This is a genomic window from Pseudomonas sp. P5_152 (assembly GCF_033989915.1).
Lineage (GTDB): Bacteria > Pseudomonadota > Gammaproteobacteria > Pseudomonadales > Pseudomonadaceae > Aquipseudomonas.
In genome coordinates this window covers 1,028,299-1,044,233 of sequence record NZ_JASFAH010000002.1, presented here as the reverse complement: position 1 = coordinate 1,044,233, position 15,935 = coordinate 1,028,299, and the positions used below count along the sequence as shown (strand labels likewise).

Sequence of the window (15,935 nt, the reverse complement as noted above, 5' to 3'; positions counted from 1 at the left end):
TGGTGGGTGTATGCAAAATTTTCGAACGCCCAGAACCACTGTGGGAGCGAGCTTGCTCGCGATGAGGCCGGCTCATTCAACATTGATGGTGGCTGACATACCGCCATCGCGGGCAAGCCCGCTCCCACAGGTCTGGTGGGTGTAAGCAAAATTTGCGAACACCCAGAACCACTGTAGGAGCGAGCGCCCGCTTGCGGCTTGCTCGCGATGGTCTGGAGAGCGCCGCGGGCAAGCCTTGCAAGCCGCTGTCTCAGATGTACGGCTTTTCGTAGGCGTTGAGTTGTTCGATGAAGCGCCAGTGGCTGCGTTTGTCGAAGCCCATCATGCGCTTGAGGCGGATGTCCCAGCGCATGTGGTGGTTGGCGATCCAGGGCAGGGCGAACAGGTGGGCGCCGCGCCAGGGGATGAATGGGTTGCGGCGCAGGCTGGCGTAGATTTCCACGCGATGGCTAGGGCGCAAGCTCGGGCAGCGGGCGTGGAAGCCCGAGGTGTCGGCCACCACCAGGGTGTTGGCCGGGACCGAGAAACGTCGAGGTGCCGGCAAACCCAGTTCCGCAAGTTCGTGCTCATGAATACGGAACGAGCCCTCGCGGTGCATCTGCTCGTGGGAGCGTGCCGCACCGAGGCTTTGGCGATACTCCCAGGCCAGACGCTCCGGCGTCAGCCGGTGGGAGCCAGGTACGTAACTGAACGGCCCTTGATCGTCGGCCACGTCATCGAGAAACAGCCAGGCCTTGGCCGTTGGGTGGAAGGTGTCGGCGTGCAGGCGGGTTTGCGGGTCCTGCTCGGCGTTCACGCCATCGATCACGATCGACTGCAATTGATAGGTGATCCCGCCGGTGTTCGACGAGGCATACGCAATCAGGTCGCGCACGCTACGGTCGGCGACAAAGGCGGCGCTGGCCGGGTTTTTCGCCAGCACGTCCTGGTCGAGGCTGACCCGCCGGGTCACCGCCTTGCCTTGGCGCATTTCCCAGCCAGTACTGCGCAGGTCGCCCAGTTCGGCGCGCAAGGCCGCAAACTGCTCGGCGGGCAGGGCGTTCTCGCGCACGAAAAACCCCTGCTCCTCGAAACTCTCCAGTTCTGCGCTGTCCAGCCGTGGTGCCAGGGCCCGGCGCCGCATCGCGGCCATGCCCATGGCCAGTTGTCGGCGCTGTACGTGCAAGCCCAGGGCGTTGAGCCGGGCGCTGCCCAGTACCGGGTTGTTCTCGAACGATTTGGCATGGGTCAGCAATTGCAGGCAATGCCAGGGGAGTGCCGCATAGCGGCCGAGATCCTTGAGTGATGCAGGCATGGTCTAATCCTTGAGTGGGACCGCTGCACGGTCGCAGCCGAGCATGGTCCGGGTGTAGTTGCGCAGCGGCAGCAGACGCGCAGGGAGCGTCAGGCGCGGCGGCCTCGGGGTCGACAGGCATGTCAGGGCATGCCAGGCATCGCAGGGCAAAGCTTGCTGGAGGTCGGCATAGCGCGCATAGCGCAACAGGGCGCCGGCTACCAACTGATCCAGGGTCAGGCGCCGGGTGCGGCGCGGCAAAGGTTGCTGGTCACGGGTCAGGCCCCAACCAGCATAAAACGGGGTGCCGTAGGTGACTACCGTGAGGCCACGCAGTAACGCTTCGAAACCGGCGGTGGAACTGAGGGTGTGCACTTCATCGACCTGCCCATACAGACGGGCGATATCGATCCCCGGCAGCACCTGGTCTGCCAGGCCCAGCAGGCGATCGGCCGACACCGCGCCATGGCGCTTGCCGGCTTCGACATCCGGGTGCGGTTTGTAGACGATCCAGGCATCGGGAGCGTTGCGGCGGACCTGTTTCAGCAGCTCGAAATTGTCCTGCAAGGTGCCGCCACTGCAGCGCAGCGAGGCATCGTCCTCCACTTGGCCGGGCACCAGGATCCGGCGCTGGCCGGCACGCGCGCCGACCTGAGCGGCCAGGTCACTCTTGAGGTTGAACTTGCTGGCCCCCAGGGTCACGATCCGCTCGCGCAGACGCGCCGCCTCGGCCAGCGTGGCCGCATCGAACTCGCCGTGCTCGAGCAGCGACTCCAGGTCGTTGCTGGCGCTGGCATCGAAGTGCATGCCGCTGCGGTCGAGCACCAGTGACAGGGCGGGTGCATTCAGTGCGCCGAGCCCGTTGGAGCGTAGAAAACCGTCTTCAATCCGCCACAGAGCGACCCCATGGCTGTTGGCACGAGCCTTGAGATCGGCTGGCTCACGCGCCGCCCAGACCAGCAGCTTGCCGCCTTTGGCCGCGACTTCCGCGACCAGCGCCGGGCGGTCTTCGGCGAACTCCAGGCGGCCCCAGCGGCTGCTGAAAAAGCGTCGGACGTTGTGCTGTTTGTGACGCTTGACCCCCAATACCGTGAAGTCCCCGGCAAACTCGCTGTCCCGGGCCTTCTGGCGCGCCAGTTGATGGGCCACGGTCAGGGCGTCGGTGGGCTGGCTGGTCAACGGGTCGACGTAGCGGCAGTAGCGCACATAGGCCGCGGCCACCAGTTGCACCAAGTCCGGTTGCGCCTGACGCCGGGCAATCGGCATGCGGTCGTCAGTCAGGCCCCAGCCAGCATAGAACGGCAGGCCGAAGCAGGTCACCGGCACACCCTGGATCAAGGCTTCCAATCCTGCCTGGCTGGTGCCGATGTAGACCCGCCGGGCACGCCGAGCCAACGAGGCCCAGGACACCGGGCGCGCTTCCAGAGTGACGCCACGCTCGGTGGCGGCAGCCAACAGGCAGCTGGGTTTTTGGCCGCCGACGCAATCCGGATGAATGCGCACGCGCACCTCGGCGTCGGGGTTTTCCGCGATGGCTGCGTCGAGCATGCGCACATAGTCGGCCTCGCACAAACCGCCACCGGGGATCGAATAGTCGCCGGCAGTCTGGTCCACCACCAACACCAATGGACGCTCGCGGCCCAAGGGGTCATTGGGGTCGAGGTCCGGGGCATTGTTGTATTTGCCGATGCCGCTGCTGCGCATCAGGGCGATCAACTGGCGCGCGCTGTCCAGTTCGCCCGCGGTCAGGCTGGCGGGGTCCTGGAGGATGTTTTCCAGCAGCGAAGGGCGGTCGGCCAGGTAGTGGATGCCCACCGGGTCGACCACCAGCGACATCGGCGTGTCGCCCTCGATGCCCAGCGATGAGGAGCGCAGGAAGCCGTCCTCGATGGCGATGTAGGGCAGGCCCCAGCGCTTGCACAGCACTCGCGCCTGGGCCGAGGAGTCCTTGTAGCCGATCCCGGCAATCGCCTTCAGGCCTTTGGGCGCGTGCCGCCCACGGCGCCACAACCAGAAGGGCGAGCCTTCTGGGCCGAGAAATTGTGGTAGGTGCAGGACGTTCCAGGCCACCCACTGCTGCATGATGCCGACCCAGCCTGGGCCTTCCACTAGCGGCGTGAGATTGATCGGTGGCGATTCGAGGCCGTTCAATGGATTGCCTCCAGGCGCCGCTGCATGCAGCGCACCGGCGGCCAGGGCACCCAGCGCTTGCGCAGCAGGCGGAAACCGTTATGCAGGTAGAGCGCGCGGGCTCGATCGTTGTCCAGCGGCACTTCCAGGAACACCTCCTGAAAACCACTGGCCGCCGCCTGTTGGCAGCAGGCCTGGACCAGCGCCGAGCCGACGCCGTGGTTACGTGCCGTCTTGCTCACGCGCAGGCCGTACAACAGGAATGGATAGCGCCACTCGCGCAGTTCGCTCAAGCAGAATCCGCCAAACCGCAGCCAGCCCATCAGCCAGCCGAACTCACGGACAAAGGGTTGCGGGCGCAGTGCGAAGGGGCCGCGCTGGTGATGCTTGAACGCGACATAGCCGACGGCGATACCGTCTTCAAAGGCCAGCAGCACGCGGTCCCAGTGAATGCTGGGGCCGAGCAGCCGCTCGCGGCAGGCGTTGTCACCGATCAGGAATGCCAGGGAGCCGCGCCCGCCCGTGACCAGGCGCGCCAGTTGCGGATCCGCCAGCGCCTCAGGTGTCAGGTCGCTGCCCAGTACAATCTTGGCCACGACCTCAGAGCACCTGCGCTGCAGCTGTCGGCGTGCGCGCTGGATGGGCGCAGGCGAGCAGTTGGCTGGACAGCGCCTCGACGCGGATCGGACAGGGGCTGGCACCGGGCTGGTGACGGTTGGACCAGATCAGGTAGTCGGTGTCGCCCACTGGCGCGCCTACTGCCTGGTAGACGTTGGGCAGGATCGGCACGTGGTCGCCGAAGAAACACAGCAACGCCTCGCGCGGCTGTTCGAGCAAGGTGGTGCGCAGTTGCCCGAGCATGCGGTCGGCGTTGCTGATGTGCCGCAGGTAGGGCGCGAGGTCGTCCATGCCGGTCAGCAGCGGACGGTCGAACCAGTTCGGCAGTTCGCTGGCGTCGACGGTTTCCAGGTGCAGCGGTCCGTGGTTTTCCATGGTCACTGCGTGGATGAACAGGGGCTGGGTACGAGTCGGGTCATCGAGCAGTTCACGGATCTTCTCCGCCACCGCGCAATCGCCAATGAACGGCCCGGCCTTTTGCGAATCGTTGAAGGCGCGCACATCGATGAATTCGTCGAAACCCAGGGCGGGCAGCACTTGGTTGCGGCCATAGAAACTGCCGTCGTAGGGGTGTACGCAGATGGTGCGATAGCCCTGCGCCTTGAGGTGTGCTGCGATACTCGGCAAGCCCTGACGGGCGAGCACCCGGTACGGATTGAAGCGGTGTACACCGAGGCGGTCGCCGGGAATGCCGGTCAGGTAGGCAAATTCGGTGCGCACGGTATTGGCGCCCCAGGCGGCCACTTGCAGCTTGCCCCGCGCCAGTGCTTGCGCGGCAAGGCGGTCGTATTCGCTGAGCACCTGGGTTTTCACTCCGGGCCACAGGTCGCGTACGTCAAAAAAAGATTCACTCTGCACCGATACCAGGTCGGGCAGGGTGGCCGCTGGTGTGTGCGAGGGGGCTTTGCTGAATGGCGAACCCAGGGTGGTTGGATCGACTGTGACACGGGCGGCCCAGAAGTAACCCCATAGGCTGCCTGCCAGGCCCCAGCGCTGCACATCGGCTTCGGCGTCGAAGGTCGGTGTAGTGCGGCGGCGGTGGCCGAGACGCAACAGGAGCAAGCCGGCCAGGCCAAGCCACAGTGCGCTGCTGCGGCCCCCGGCAACTTCGGGCTCGAAGGTCAATCCGGCCCACAGGTACACCAGGAAACCGACCGCCAGCAGCGCCGCCTTGCCGAAACCGAAGAACGGCAGGTACAGCCGCGGGAAGCGCACGGCATCGCTGAAATACTCGAAGTCAGCGCACACGAACGGCTCGCGCAGGGAGTGGTATTTGGCGTTGCTGACCATCACGATCAGCAGCCACAGCAGCAGCACGTTGATTGCGCTGAACAGCGGGCGAGCGGTCAGTGCGTAGAGCACGGCCAGGCACACGCACCACAAGCCGGCGTGCAACCACCAGTTGTTCAGCGGGCGGCGCAGGTTCGGGCGCGGGACCAGCAAGCGTTCGATGAGCACGGTGAGGAGCAGGCCGATAACCGCAGCCTGGAGGATGGACAATTCACTCACTGTAATTCAGACCACGCAGGATGAACGAAGAAAGGCGCTGGGGAATCACCCCCAGCAACCAGGTGCCGAGGTTCAGCGGAAACGGGAAGCTGATGCGCCCCTGATTGGCGGCCAGGCCGCGCTTGATGCGTCGCGCGGCTTTTTCGGCGGTCCACAGGAACGGTTTGGGGCCGGGCATCTCGAAGCACATTTTCGATTCGACATAACCCGGCAGGATCACGTTGATCTTCACCCCTTCCGGCGCCAGCCAATCGCGGATCGCCTCGCCGTAGACCCGAATCGCCGCCTTGCTGGCGCTGTAGGTCGGAGTGACCGGCAAGCCGCGCCAGCCGGCCAGTGAGCTGAACAGGGCGATCTGCCCATTGCTGCGCGCACGCATGGCCGGCAACGCTGCCTCCACGGTGGCCAGGGCGGCCATTACGTTGACTTCCAACAGGGCACGGCTGTCGTCCCAGCACTCGGCCTCGCCGTTGCTGCCAACGGCAGTGTTGAGGCCAGCACCGACCAGCACCAGGTCTGGCTGCTCGGCCTCGCTGACCCGCCGGACCATGGCACGCAAGGCGTCCAGATCCCGTACGTCGAGGGCTTCGAGCAATACTCGGGCACCGAGGGCGCGGCATTCGCTGGCCATCTCCTCAAGGCGGTCCATGCGCCGGCCTTGCAGGATCAAAGTCACGCCCGGCGCGGCGTAGGCAGGTGCCAGGGCGCCGCCGATGCCGCCCGTGGCGCCGGTGATGAGGATGCAGCGGGGTGCAGACGGGTGCGTCATAGGAAGTTTTCGATTCTCGAAGTTTTAGCCAGCAACACGTCCAGGCAGTTGTTCACCGCCATGTCGATCCCGCAGCCGGTGTAGAAGCCGCCATTGATCTGGGTGGTGTGGATCACGCTATTGCGAAAATCCCGGAACAGCGCCATGTCCGGCGCTTCGCGATGTCGCCAGAAGTCGTCGAGGCTGCCCTGTTGGGTCAGCCCCGGCATGGCGTAGATCGGGTTGGCGAGGGTGTAGGTCGGGCGTTTGTGCAGCAGTGCCGAGGCGCCAGCGGTGCTGTTGACCGTGATCATCCCGGCGATGTGTGATAGCAGCGTCGGCATGTGCCCGCTCTGCAGGAAGTCGACCCGGTCGGCTACGCCATACTGCTTGGCCAGCGCCTGGGTAATGCGGTGATAGTTCACCAGGCCCGGGGTCAGCGGATGGTTTTTCACCAGCAAGCGGGCCTCGCCTGGGGCAAAGGCAGCGAACGAAGCAATGACATGGTCGATGACTTCGAACATGTTGGCGAACGCCGAGTGATCCTTGATTTGCGCATCACTGTCCAGTTGCAGCGGCAGCAAAAAGGTCGGGTGGCGTTCACGCGCCACTTCGGTCACCAGCGCGTCGTCACGTCGGCCGGCGAACAGCAGGCGCACGCCCTGGCGAATGAAACCGGCGTACTCCTTGGCGGCATTGAAGGGCGCGTGGGTGCGGTAATGCGGGAAGCACAGTTTGTTCAGTGCGCCGCCGCAGTGGTAGGCCACATCGTGTGCGGCGCGGGAGACGAACGACAATTTGAACGGGTTGCCATTGTCATAACGCGGTACGTGCTTGCCGACTTCACGGTACCAATCCGGGTCCCGGGGCAGCAGGGAGTTGTTGTTGACTCCGTCGCGCTCAAGGGTGATCCAGTAGGGCCGGAAGTAGCCTTCTTCGAACACGTGCACACGAATGCCCAGGCGGCGAGCCAGGGCGATGGCCGGGCGATGTACCGGGCGGCAGTCGCCAAACAGTACCAGGTCGGTGATGTCCAGGTCGCGAAACCGTTGGCTATAGAACGCCTCGAGCTCTTCTGGGCGCGCCGAAAAACCATGGCGCGAGCCGGCGCTATACAGCACATCACCGACGTTGAAATTGATGCTGTGCACCCGCTGGTCGATCGCCCGCAAGGCCTTCGCCAGTCGCGCGAAGAACGGCGAGCTGACGCCCTGCAGGAACAAGAAGCTGTTGTGTGGCTGAGGCGGAAGAGGGCGATCGGGCGCCCGCGCCTTCAGCTTCTCAGGCGACTGATGCCCAATAAACTGCTCAAGCGCTGTTTCAATTCCTGCCATCTGGATGGTGCTCCTGGCTGCGGTAAAGCATGCCAATTCTGTAATTCGTAAAGAGTCTGTTCTGCAGTGGTAAAGCGGTTGGTGATGCGGCTGACATAGGTGGGGTAGAGCAGCAAGGTGCCGGCCACCAGTTCGTCGAGGTCCAAGCGGCGCATGCGCCTGGCCTGTACTTCGGGTTGCAGGTCCTGATCTTGGGTCAACCCCCAGCCGGCATAGAACGGCTGGCCGTAGGTGGTCACCGGTACGCCGCGCAGCAAGGCTTCGAAGCCCGATTGCGAGGTCAGGACGTGAACTTCGTCGACCAACTCCAGCAATTGTTGCAACGGTGTATCGCCGATCACTTCGTCGCACCAGTTGACGGTCTGCGCCTCGTCGTCGCCTCGGGCGCGGGTGCCAGCCAGTACTTCGGGGTGCGGCTTGTAGAGCACCCAGGCACCGGGGTTCTGCTCGCGTACCGCCTGCAATAATTGCAGGTTGCTGCGGATGCGGTTTGCTCCAAAACGGATAGACGCATCGCCCTCAACCTGGCCGGTTACCAGGATCACTCGTTGTGCCGCGGTGGGGCGTTGCCAGGCGTTGCCAGGCAAGTTGTATTTGGTCAGCCCGGCGTGGCAGATGGCTTCGCGCAGGGCTCGCGCCCGGGCTACCAGCGCTGGGTCAAAGGACTTATTGAGCAAGATGTGTTCCAGGCGCGAGGTGCGCGTGGCGTCGTAATAGATGCCCAGGTCATCGACGACCCACGACAGCGGGCGGGCCTTGCCGGCGCCGAGGCCGACCGAGCGCAGGAATCCGTCCTCTACCCGGCTGACCAATTGCGCATGTCGCGTCAGGTCGCTGTCATGCTTACAGCCCCAGGACACCACTGGGAGAGCGGCGTCCAATGGTTGTGCGGGGTTGACGAACTGAATGGCACAACCATTGAAGAACAGCTTAACCAGTGGCTCTTTCCAGCGACTGAAGCCCAGCATCTGCACGGACTCCGGCAGCGCACTGCGCTGGCGACGCTGCAGCCCGAGCCAATTCATCAGCACTTCTGGTGTACAGGGCTGACCGGTTTCGGGGCTGACATAGCGCGGATAACGCACCAGGCTGGCGTGTATCAACTGCGCAAGGCTGGCGGGTTGGCGCCGTGACGGTGCAGGCAGACGATCCTCGGTCAGCCCCCAGCCGGCGTAGAACGGCATGCCCCAGGTGTGCACGGGGACATTCCACAGCAGGGCATCGAAGCCCAGCTGCGAAGTCATCACATACACCGCGCGCATGTGTGGCAGCAGTTCGGCGGGATGGACATTCTGTACCAACACCTGCACTCGCGGGTGGTTGGCCAGGGCTGCGAGGTCGAAATGCCCGCGCTTGCGCCCGGCGATCACATCCGGGTGGACCTTGAGCACAATGGTGCTGGCGGGGTAGCGCGCCAGGGCGGCTTCGAGCATGGCGCTGAAATCGGCCGCAGTGGCCCCTTGCAGGGACGCATCGGCGAAAGTCTGGTCGGCCACCAGTACGCAATCGGCTGGCAGTTCGGGGTGGGTGATACGCGCGTCGTTGTATTTTGACACTCGCTGCTGTTGCCACAGCTGTTGCAGCGCGAGGGCTCGCTCGGTCTGGGCGCCACTCAGTGGTTCGGCGATAAGTTGCTCGAGTCGTGAAGGCGCGTTGGCATCGTAGTAGACGCCCATGTCGTCGACAACCAGGGAGAGTGGTGGCTCATCGGCACCCAGGCCCACCGAACGAATGAAGCCATCTTCCAACGTCAGGATCGGCAAGTTCGCTTGTGCGGCGTGGGAAATAGCCTTCAATGCACTGGGTTTACGGCCCCAGGCCATGACACAGTCGACCTGGTTAATGTCGCCCACGCTCCCGTTATGCAGCGCGTAATCGGGCAGCAACGAGGGCAGCGTGACGATGCGTTGGGCACCCTTGGAGAGGACCAACAAACGCGGGCGTGGAGAAACGTCATCCATAAACGTGAAGCGCAGATCCATTCGAGTGTGTGCCGTGGAGGTGTTAACGCTGGAGGTTTCCACCGTTAACAAATATCGCGAGGATGTTAATACAATTTAATAATTGGAGAACGGTCTTTCGGACGAATACGTAGTAAAGATCAACAAAATCATTGATGACAGTGTGCCATCATTTTCTCCGCGGCGTTAGAGCAAGCTGAGTAAGTAATCATATTTCTGCCGAAGCAGGGGCATGCGTTCCTTGTCCTGGTACTCGGCGATAGTCTCCGGGCGCAGGCAATGGAAGAGTGCATTAAGCAGGAACATGTAGTGCAGATTACGCAGCGCATCGTCGGTATCGAACTCTGCCGGTAATGCTTTGCGATAAGTCTCGATGAACTGCTTTTGTGCGGTAAGAAACAATGTCATGTCCTTACGCCGGAACAAGCTCCCCAGGTAGGCTCCGCCATCGAAACCCACGCGCCCGACCTTGACCTCGCTCCAGTCGATCAATTGCAGTTTTGCGCCATCGACGAACAAGTTTTTACGCAGATAGTCCATGTGACTGATGCAGCGTGGGCTACGACGTGCGGCTCGACCAAGGCGGGCCAACTCGGGCTCGAAAGCCTTGAATGAATCGGCCAGGCCGGCGAAGCGCTCATCGCTCTGCGCCAGGCGTTCGAGCTCGGGCAGGCAGCGGGCGAAGTTGAAGCGCGGGCGCAGCAGGAACCACGGGCGGTAGAAGTCCATGCTCCAGTACAGGGGCGCCTGATGCACTGGACGAGAATCGAGAAAGCGGTGACTGAGGCTTTCCAGTTCAGCGATGCCCAGCGCCAGTTGGGGAGCGATCGCGTGCATGCGCGGCGGTTTGCCAATGACGAAGTCAGTGAAGATCAAGCTTTCCCACGGGGTTTCGATTACCCCCAGGCAGGCCGGGTACTGAAAATGTTCGCTGCCCTCGAGCATCTCCCCGGTGCGATAGAAGCGCGCTTCCTGACTGCCAATAAAAGCCACTTTGCGAATGGACTTTTCCACCAGATCCAAGGTCTGACCATTGCTTGGATCCACCAGGCGATGATGGCGCACGTAATTGACGAAGGAGGCGTTGGAGTCCAGGTCCTGACTGCTAATGGAAAGTGGCTCATTGCCCCAGTGGGGCAGCAAGGCGCGTAAGTGCTGTTGCAGGGTGCCTTGTTGCCAACGGTAGATGATTCTGCGGCCTTGCAGGGGGTGTAGATCCAGATTCATGACTTCAACTTAGGCAAGTGCCGTATGTCCGATTTGTAGCGGTTTTGGTAACAATATGCTGCGTGATACAGATCACTGATTCAACGAAAAGTTTACTAAAAACGCCGCTGCCGTGGCTCGAGGCGGCATTAAACCGGTTAAAATCCTCTGCGTGCAGGATTGGGACTTTGCTAAATGTTGCAAAGACCTTAAAATTCGCCGCTTAACACTACGTTGTTTTCAGGGACGAAAGTCAAACATGAATCACCTCGCTATCGCTAAAGAAGCCCTTATCGCCCAGGCGCAGGCCGTCACTCAGATGGCCGCTCGCCTGGATGGTGAGTTCCAGAATGCCGTCGAGCTGATCTTCGGTTGCAAAGGTCGTGCTGTGGTCTGTGGCATGGGCAAATCCGGCCTGATCGGGCAAAAAATGGTTGCCACCTTCGCCTCCACCGGCACCCCGAGCTTCTTCCTGCATCCAGCCGAAGCCTTCCACGGCGACCTGGGCATGCTCAAGCCGATCGACGTGCTGATCCTGATCAGCTACAGCGGCGAAACCGAAGAAGTGATCAAGCTGATCCCTAGCCTGAAGTCCTTCGGCAACAAAATCATCGCGATGACCGGCAACGGTAAATCGACGTTGGCCAAGCACGCCGATATCTGGCTGGATATCTCCGTCGAGCGCGAAGTGTGCCCGAACAACCTGGCGCCGACCACCTCGACCCTGGCGACCATGGCCATGGGTGACGCCCTGGCAGTGGCCTTGATCGAGGCCCTGCAATTCAAACCGATGGACTTCGCACGCTACCACCCGGGCGGCAGCCTGGGACGTAAACTGCTGACCCGCGTCAGCGACGTGATGCACACACCGGCACCGATCGTGACGCCGGCCACCAGTTTCCACGACTGCCTGATGGTCATGACCCAAAGCCGCATGGGCCTGACGGTTGTGATGGACGACGGTGTTCTGGTCGGCATCGTTACCGACGGCGACTTGCGTCGTGCGCTGCTGGAAGACGAAGGGGTAATCCACACCACCGTCGCTCACTTCATGACCCCCAAGCCGCACACCATCAAGGATGATTCGCAGCTGGCCGAGGCCGAAGCCTACATGCTTGATAACAAGATCCGTGCCCTGGCTGTGACCAACCACGAAAACGCGGTGGTTGGCGTGGTCGAAATCTTCGACTGATCGTATTGCAGGTGCAAAGTTCGGGGTCGAGACGACCCTGAGCTGCCATGTTCGGTAGCAAAAAAAACGGTAGGAGCTAGTGGCTCCTACCGTTTTTTCGTTTCAGTCAGCGAAGGCGACCAACAGATCGCCCGCGCCAGCTAGTCCATCCACTACTGCGCCATCTTCGCCATCACCTGCGCATAACCTGCCGCAGTGCCGAGTACGGCCTCCTTGCCCTGGGCAAACAGAATCGCGTCCGCGACTTCACGGAACGCGCCGGTACCGCCTGCTGCGTTCAGCGTGTGGGTGGCCGCGGCTTTCACGTACACCGGCGCGTCAGCCACTGCGAAGGACAGGGCGCAGGCCGCAAAGGCCGGCAGGTCGATGCAGTCGTCGCCGATGCACGCAGTGTGCGCTGCGCTGACGCCGGCCTCGGCCATCAGTTGATTGCAGGCGGCCTGCTTGTCCTTGACGCCGAACTGGCAGAGGGTGATGCCCAGGTCAGCCACGCGCTTGCGCAGCGTCGCCGAGTCGCGGCCGGACAGCACCGCCACCCGTACGCCGTTCTCTTCGAGCAGGCGCATGCCCATGCCATCACGCACATGGAAGCGCTTCAGGCATTCACCCGTGGCGTCGTAATAGATGCCACCATCGGTCAGTACGCCATCGACATCGGTGATCACCAGGCGCACGTCGTTCAGGGTCGGCTGTGGCGCAGGCGCCTGGCCGCTCATGATTGCCCGCACTTGCTCCAGGCACTCCGGTGTATCGACCCCCGGACCGGTCGGTTCAACCAGATACGCACGAATGCAGTAACCAGCCGCCATCAGTCGCAGTTGTTCGAGTTTCTCGGCGTGCTCGAGCATCGGTTGCGGCAAGCCGCTGTAGTCGGCCAGCACTTCGCGACGATAGCCATACACACCTACGTGCTTGAGGTAGTGCGCAACTTCGCCATCCCGTGGGTAGGGGATCGGTGAGCGGCTGAAATACAGGGCGTTGCCGTTGTTGGCCAACACCACTTTCACGGTGTTGGGGTTGCCGGCTTCGTGCGCATCGATCGGGTGGCACAGGGTGCCGACCTTCACCTGCGCATCGGCGAGCATGCCGGCCGCGAGGGCTTCGATGTCGGCTGGACGCACCAGCGGTTCATCACCCTGCAGGTTGATGTAGATGTCCGCGTCGACCTGGGCCATGACTTCTGCCAGGCGGTCGGTGCCGGACGGATGGTCCGGCGAGGTCATTACACATACACCGCCGAAAGCCCGCACCGCTTGCGCGACGCGCTCATCGTCGGTGGCTACTACCACTACCTGGGCATTGCCCACTTGCAGGGCGCGTTCGTAAACGTGCTGCACCATCGGCTTGCCGGCAATGTCGGCCAGCGGTTTGCCCGGCAGGCGTGTCGAGCCATAGCGGGCCGGAATGACGATCGCGACCCGTTGTTCTGTACTTGCCATGTTCACAATCCTTGCGTCAAGAACCGCTGTTTCAGGCAATGTTCAGCGGGGCGAACGATTTGATCAGGTCATCCAGGGCCTTGATCTGTGCCAGGAACGGCTCAAGTTGGTCCAGCGGCAGGGCGCTAGGGCCGTCGCACTTGGCCTGGTCCGGATTTGGGTGAGCTTCCAGGAACAGACCGGCCAGGCCAACGCCCATGCCAGCACGAGCCAGTTCGACCACTTGATCACGACGACCGCCGGATGCCGCGCCCGATGGATCGCGTTGCTGCAGTGCGTGGGTCACGTCGAAAATGATCGGCAAGTCATCGCAGGTGCGCTTCATCACGCCAAAACCGAGCATGTCTACCACCAGGTTGTCATAACCCAGGCAGGTGCCGCGATCGCACAGGATCAACTGGTCGTTACCGGCTTCCTTGAACTTGTGCACGATGTTCTGCATCTGCGACGGGCTCAGGAACTGCGGCTTCTTGATGTTCACCGGCTTGCCGGTCTTGGCCAGGGCCACTACCAGGTCAGTCTGGCGTGCCAGGAACGCAGGCAGTTGTAGCACATCGGCGACTTCGGCAACCGGAGCGCACTGATAGATCTCGTGGACGTCGGTGATCACCGGTACGCCGAATTCAGCCTTGACCTTTTCGAAAATGCGCAGGCCTTCTTCCATGCCTGGGCCACGATAGGAGTGGATCGAGGAGCGGTTGGCCTTGTCGAAGCTGGCCTTGAATACGTAAGGGATGCCCAGCTTCTCGGTGACGCGCACGTATTCGGCGCAAGCGGTCAGGGCCAGGTCCAGGGATTCAAGGACGTTGATGCCGCCGAACAGGACGAAGGGGACGTTGTTGGAGCATTCGATGGTTGGGGTGATTTTGATCATGATCGTATTCGCATTAAATGATGATTATAGCAGTCAGCAATTGACTGAGTTGTTCTGAAAATTAATACTAGCTGTAGCCTATGCGTGCTGGCCGGCAAGATAATTGACGAGCTCGAGGTAGGTTTTTTTATTGGCAAAGAGTTGCTTTGCTTTGTTTTGGTTGGCTACCCGCATTCCGAAGCATTTTTTTGGGTTGAATTCGTATTTTGAGATAAATTCAATGATGTCTTCAGGCTTTTCAACAATAGTTGAAGGAAACTCGGTGCCCAAGCATTCTTGACCAAGTTTGTTCGTGACCAAGTGCTTGCCCGCAAATACAGCTTCAACGCTTTTAAAGTTAAGGCCGCCCTGCACCAGTACTGGGTTAAGGGAAACATCGATGTTGTTATAAAATTCACCGATATTGTTTACGAAGCCTAGCGGTACGATATTGGTGTCAAGAAAGATCTTCGGCAGGATTTCTGCAGATTTGCAAATAGAACCCGCTATGAAAAGCTTGCTGTCTGGCGAGTACTGTTTGATCGCTGGCCACCAAATGTCTAGGATATGGACTAGGGATTTTACGTTGGCAGACATTTGGCCGCCGATAAAACCGAAGAACAGAGGTTTTCCGTGGGGGCGGGATTTGACCTGCGAAAGCGCATAATCAAACCCAGAAGAAGCACGAATAACATTGGTGTTGGCGGATTTCTTGAGGGCTTTATTTAGAATGTCTTCATCTGATACTGATATCGCAAGCACCGAGTCACATTTTTTCAGTTCGTCGAGTTCGCATTTCTTTTCAGCTAAGCTATTGAAGAAAATACGTTCCTTTCGATTCAAAATGTCGTCGTTTCTGGTGAACTGAACATCATGGGTGTCGCAAATGACTTTAAAGTTTTCGCTGTCATGAATGATGTATTCAAGTGCGCCCATCATCCACGCATACGAGACGATAACTGACTCATATTTGTTTGCAAGATGGAGCGAGTTCACCCAGCGTTTGCACGACTCGGTTGGACGAGTATTCAAACGCTCTGAGAATAGTTCGGGAAGCTCTTTTGATTTTCCAAGGAAAGTGCGCGCCTTGGACTCAAGGTAGCGCTTTGTATTTACGGTGGTGCTATGTTTTTTCTTATTGTTTTTATAGATGTAAACGTTGTTGCAAATCGTTTTCAGTGCTGTTTGGTATTCGCTTTGTTTAACGTTTTTTGGGGTGGTGATCAAAACGTCGACCAGAATGCCATTCTTGCCGAGGTTGACCAGTAAATTGAATACGCGCTGGTGTGACCCTAATGTCAATGGCAGGATGCAGCCAGGAAATACGAGCAGAGTAGAGGCTTTTCTGTTGGGATTTAGTCGGTATCTTCTGAGGCATCCATCGCTGCGGATGTGCCAAACGTTTCCTAGGCTATTAGAAAAAAAGCTGTTGAGCATTTTCTCGTCGATAGAGAATTCATCTGAGCCAATTAGTATCAAGTCTTGAGCGCTGCAGCAGAAATCCAAAAAGTATTGAATATCCTTGGTTTCTTTTAAGTTTGGGTGTGCTATTGTTTTTTTTAGATTTAGCCCAATATAGTTGTTGTCTTTGTTTTCAGTTAGCAACTCAGTAACTGTTGTGTGCTGAGCAGCGTTGATGGTGTCAATAAAAATAGCGATATTTTTCATGAGT

At 60.4% G+C, this 15,935-nt stretch carries 12 protein-coding genes; 1 reads left to right on the top strand and 11 read right to left on the bottom strand.

Going from position 1 to position 15,935, the window contains the following annotated elements:
* Nucleotides 1–250: 250 nt before the first annotated feature.
* The 8 genes from QMK50_RS04560 to QMK50_RS04525 all read right to left on the bottom strand — a co-directional run bounded on the left by QMK50_RS04560 (nucleotide 251) and on the right by QMK50_RS04525 (nucleotide 10,800).
* A complete protein-coding gene (locus QMK50_RS04560; protein ID WP_320332633.1) occupies nucleotides 251–1,294 on the bottom strand; it encodes a phytanoyl-CoA dioxygenase family protein in 1,044 nt (347 codons plus the stop codon).
* A gap of 3 nt (nucleotides 1,295–1,297) precedes the next feature.
* Entirely contained in the window at nucleotides 1,298–3,424 is a 2,127-nt protein-coding gene (locus QMK50_RS04555; RefSeq protein WP_320332632.1) for a capsular polysaccharide biosynthesis protein, read from the bottom strand.
* Nucleotides 3,421–3,999, bottom strand: a complete 579-nt coding sequence (locus QMK50_RS04550) for a GNAT family N-acetyltransferase (protein ID WP_320332631.1) — start codon at nucleotides 3,997–3,999, stop codon at nucleotides 3,421–3,423. Before QMK50_RS04550 ends, QMK50_RS04555 begins: the two co-directional genes overlap by 4 nt.
* A gap of 4 nt (nucleotides 4,000–4,003) precedes the next feature.
* Nucleotides 4,004–5,515, bottom strand: a complete 1,512-nt coding sequence (locus tag QMK50_RS04545) for an LTA synthase family protein (RefSeq protein WP_320334493.1) — start codon at nucleotides 5,513–5,515, stop codon at nucleotides 4,004–4,006.
* 7 nt (nucleotides 5,516–5,522) lie between these two features.
* The gene (locus QMK50_RS04540; RefSeq protein WP_320332630.1) at nucleotides 5,523–6,299 is read right to left on the bottom strand and encodes an SDR family NAD(P)-dependent oxidoreductase; all 777 of its coding nucleotides are present in this window, start codon (nucleotides 6,297–6,299) and stop codon (nucleotides 5,523–5,525) included.
* Nucleotides 6,296–7,612 carry a capsular biosynthesis protein gene (locus QMK50_RS04535; RefSeq protein ID WP_320332629.1) on the bottom strand — a complete coding sequence of 439 codons (1,317 nt, stop codon included), beginning with the start codon at nucleotides 7,610–7,612 and terminating at the stop codon, nucleotides 6,296–6,298. Before QMK50_RS04535 ends, QMK50_RS04540 begins: the two co-directional genes overlap by 4 nt.
* Complete coding sequence (locus QMK50_RS04530) at nucleotides 7,552–9,573, bottom strand: capsular polysaccharide biosynthesis protein (protein ID WP_320334492.1); 2,022 nt, start codon at nucleotides 9,571–9,573, stop codon at nucleotides 7,552–7,554. The genes QMK50_RS04535 and QMK50_RS04530 overlap by 61 nt, the downstream gene beginning before the upstream one ends.
* Before the next feature lie 186 nt (nucleotides 9,574–9,759).
* The gene (locus QMK50_RS04525; RefSeq protein ID WP_159996990.1) at nucleotides 9,760–10,800 is read right to left on the bottom strand and encodes a phosphotransferase; all 1,041 of its coding nucleotides are present in this window, start codon (nucleotides 10,798–10,800) and stop codon (nucleotides 9,760–9,762) included.
* 238 nt (nucleotides 10,801–11,038) lie between these two features.
* Between QMK50_RS04525 and QMK50_RS04520 the strand changes: the two genes are divergently transcribed.
* Nucleotides 11,039–11,971 (top strand): KpsF/GutQ family sugar-phosphate isomerase, encoded by a 933-nt coding sequence (locus tag QMK50_RS04520; protein WP_159996988.1) that lies wholly within the window; start codon nucleotides 11,039–11,041, stop codon nucleotides 11,969–11,971.
* Nucleotides 11,972–12,123: 152 nt separating this feature from the next.
* On the opposite strand, the gene kdsB is transcribed toward QMK50_RS04520, so the two are convergent.
* The 3 genes from kdsB to QMK50_RS04505 form a co-directional block, all read right to left on the bottom strand.
* Nucleotides 12,124–13,410: a 3-deoxy-manno-octulosonate cytidylyltransferase gene (gene kdsB / locus QMK50_RS04515; protein ID WP_159996986.1), complete on the bottom strand. Its 1,287-nt coding sequence runs from the start codon at nucleotides 13,408–13,410 to the stop codon at nucleotides 12,124–12,126.
* Between the two features lie 31 nt (nucleotides 13,411–13,441).
* Nucleotides 13,442–14,284 carry a 3-deoxy-8-phosphooctulonate synthase gene (kdsA, locus tag QMK50_RS04510; RefSeq protein ID WP_320332628.1) on the bottom strand — a complete coding sequence of 281 codons (843 nt, stop codon included), beginning with the start codon at nucleotides 14,282–14,284 and terminating at the stop codon, nucleotides 13,442–13,444.
* A 78-nt stretch (nucleotides 14,285–14,362) separates the two neighbouring features.
* Entirely contained in the window at nucleotides 14,363–15,931 is a 1,569-nt protein-coding gene (locus tag QMK50_RS04505) for a glycosyltransferase family 4 protein (RefSeq protein WP_320332627.1), read from the bottom strand.
* Between the last annotated feature and the right edge of the window lie 4 nt (nucleotides 15,932–15,935).

Coding starts and splice junctions, on each gene's coding strand:
- QMK50_RS04560 (WP_320332633.1), bottom strand. CDS start 1,294: ATGCCTGCATCACTCAAGGATCTCGGCCGCTATGCGGCACTCCCCTGG.
- QMK50_RS04540 (WP_320332630.1), bottom strand. CDS start 6,299: ATGACGCACCCGTCTGCACCCCGCTGCATCCTCATCACCGGCGCCACG.
- QMK50_RS04530 (WP_320334492.1), bottom strand. CDS start 9,573: ATGGATGACGTTTCTCCACGCCCGCGTTTGTTGGTCCTCTCCAAGGGT.
- QMK50_RS04535 (WP_320332629.1), bottom strand. CDS start 7,612: ATGGCAGGAATTGAAACAGCGCTTGAGCAGTTTATTGGGCATCAGTCG.
- kdsB (WP_159996986.1), bottom strand. CDS start 13,410: ATGGCAAGTACAGAACAACGGGTCGCGATCGTCATTCCGGCCCGCTAT.
- QMK50_RS04525 (WP_159996990.1), bottom strand. CDS start 10,800: ATGAATCTGGATCTACACCCCCTGCAAGGCCGCAGAATCATCTACCGT.
- QMK50_RS04520 (WP_159996988.1), top strand. CDS start 11,039: ATGAATCACCTCGCTATCGCTAAAGAAGCCCTTATCGCCCAGGCGCAG.
- kdsA (WP_320332628.1), bottom strand. CDS start 14,284: ATGATCAAAATCACCCCAACCATCGAATGCTCCAACAACGTCCCCTTC.
- QMK50_RS04505 (WP_320332627.1), bottom strand. CDS start 15,931: ATGAAAAATATCGCTATTTTTATTGACACCATCAACGCTGCTCAGCAC.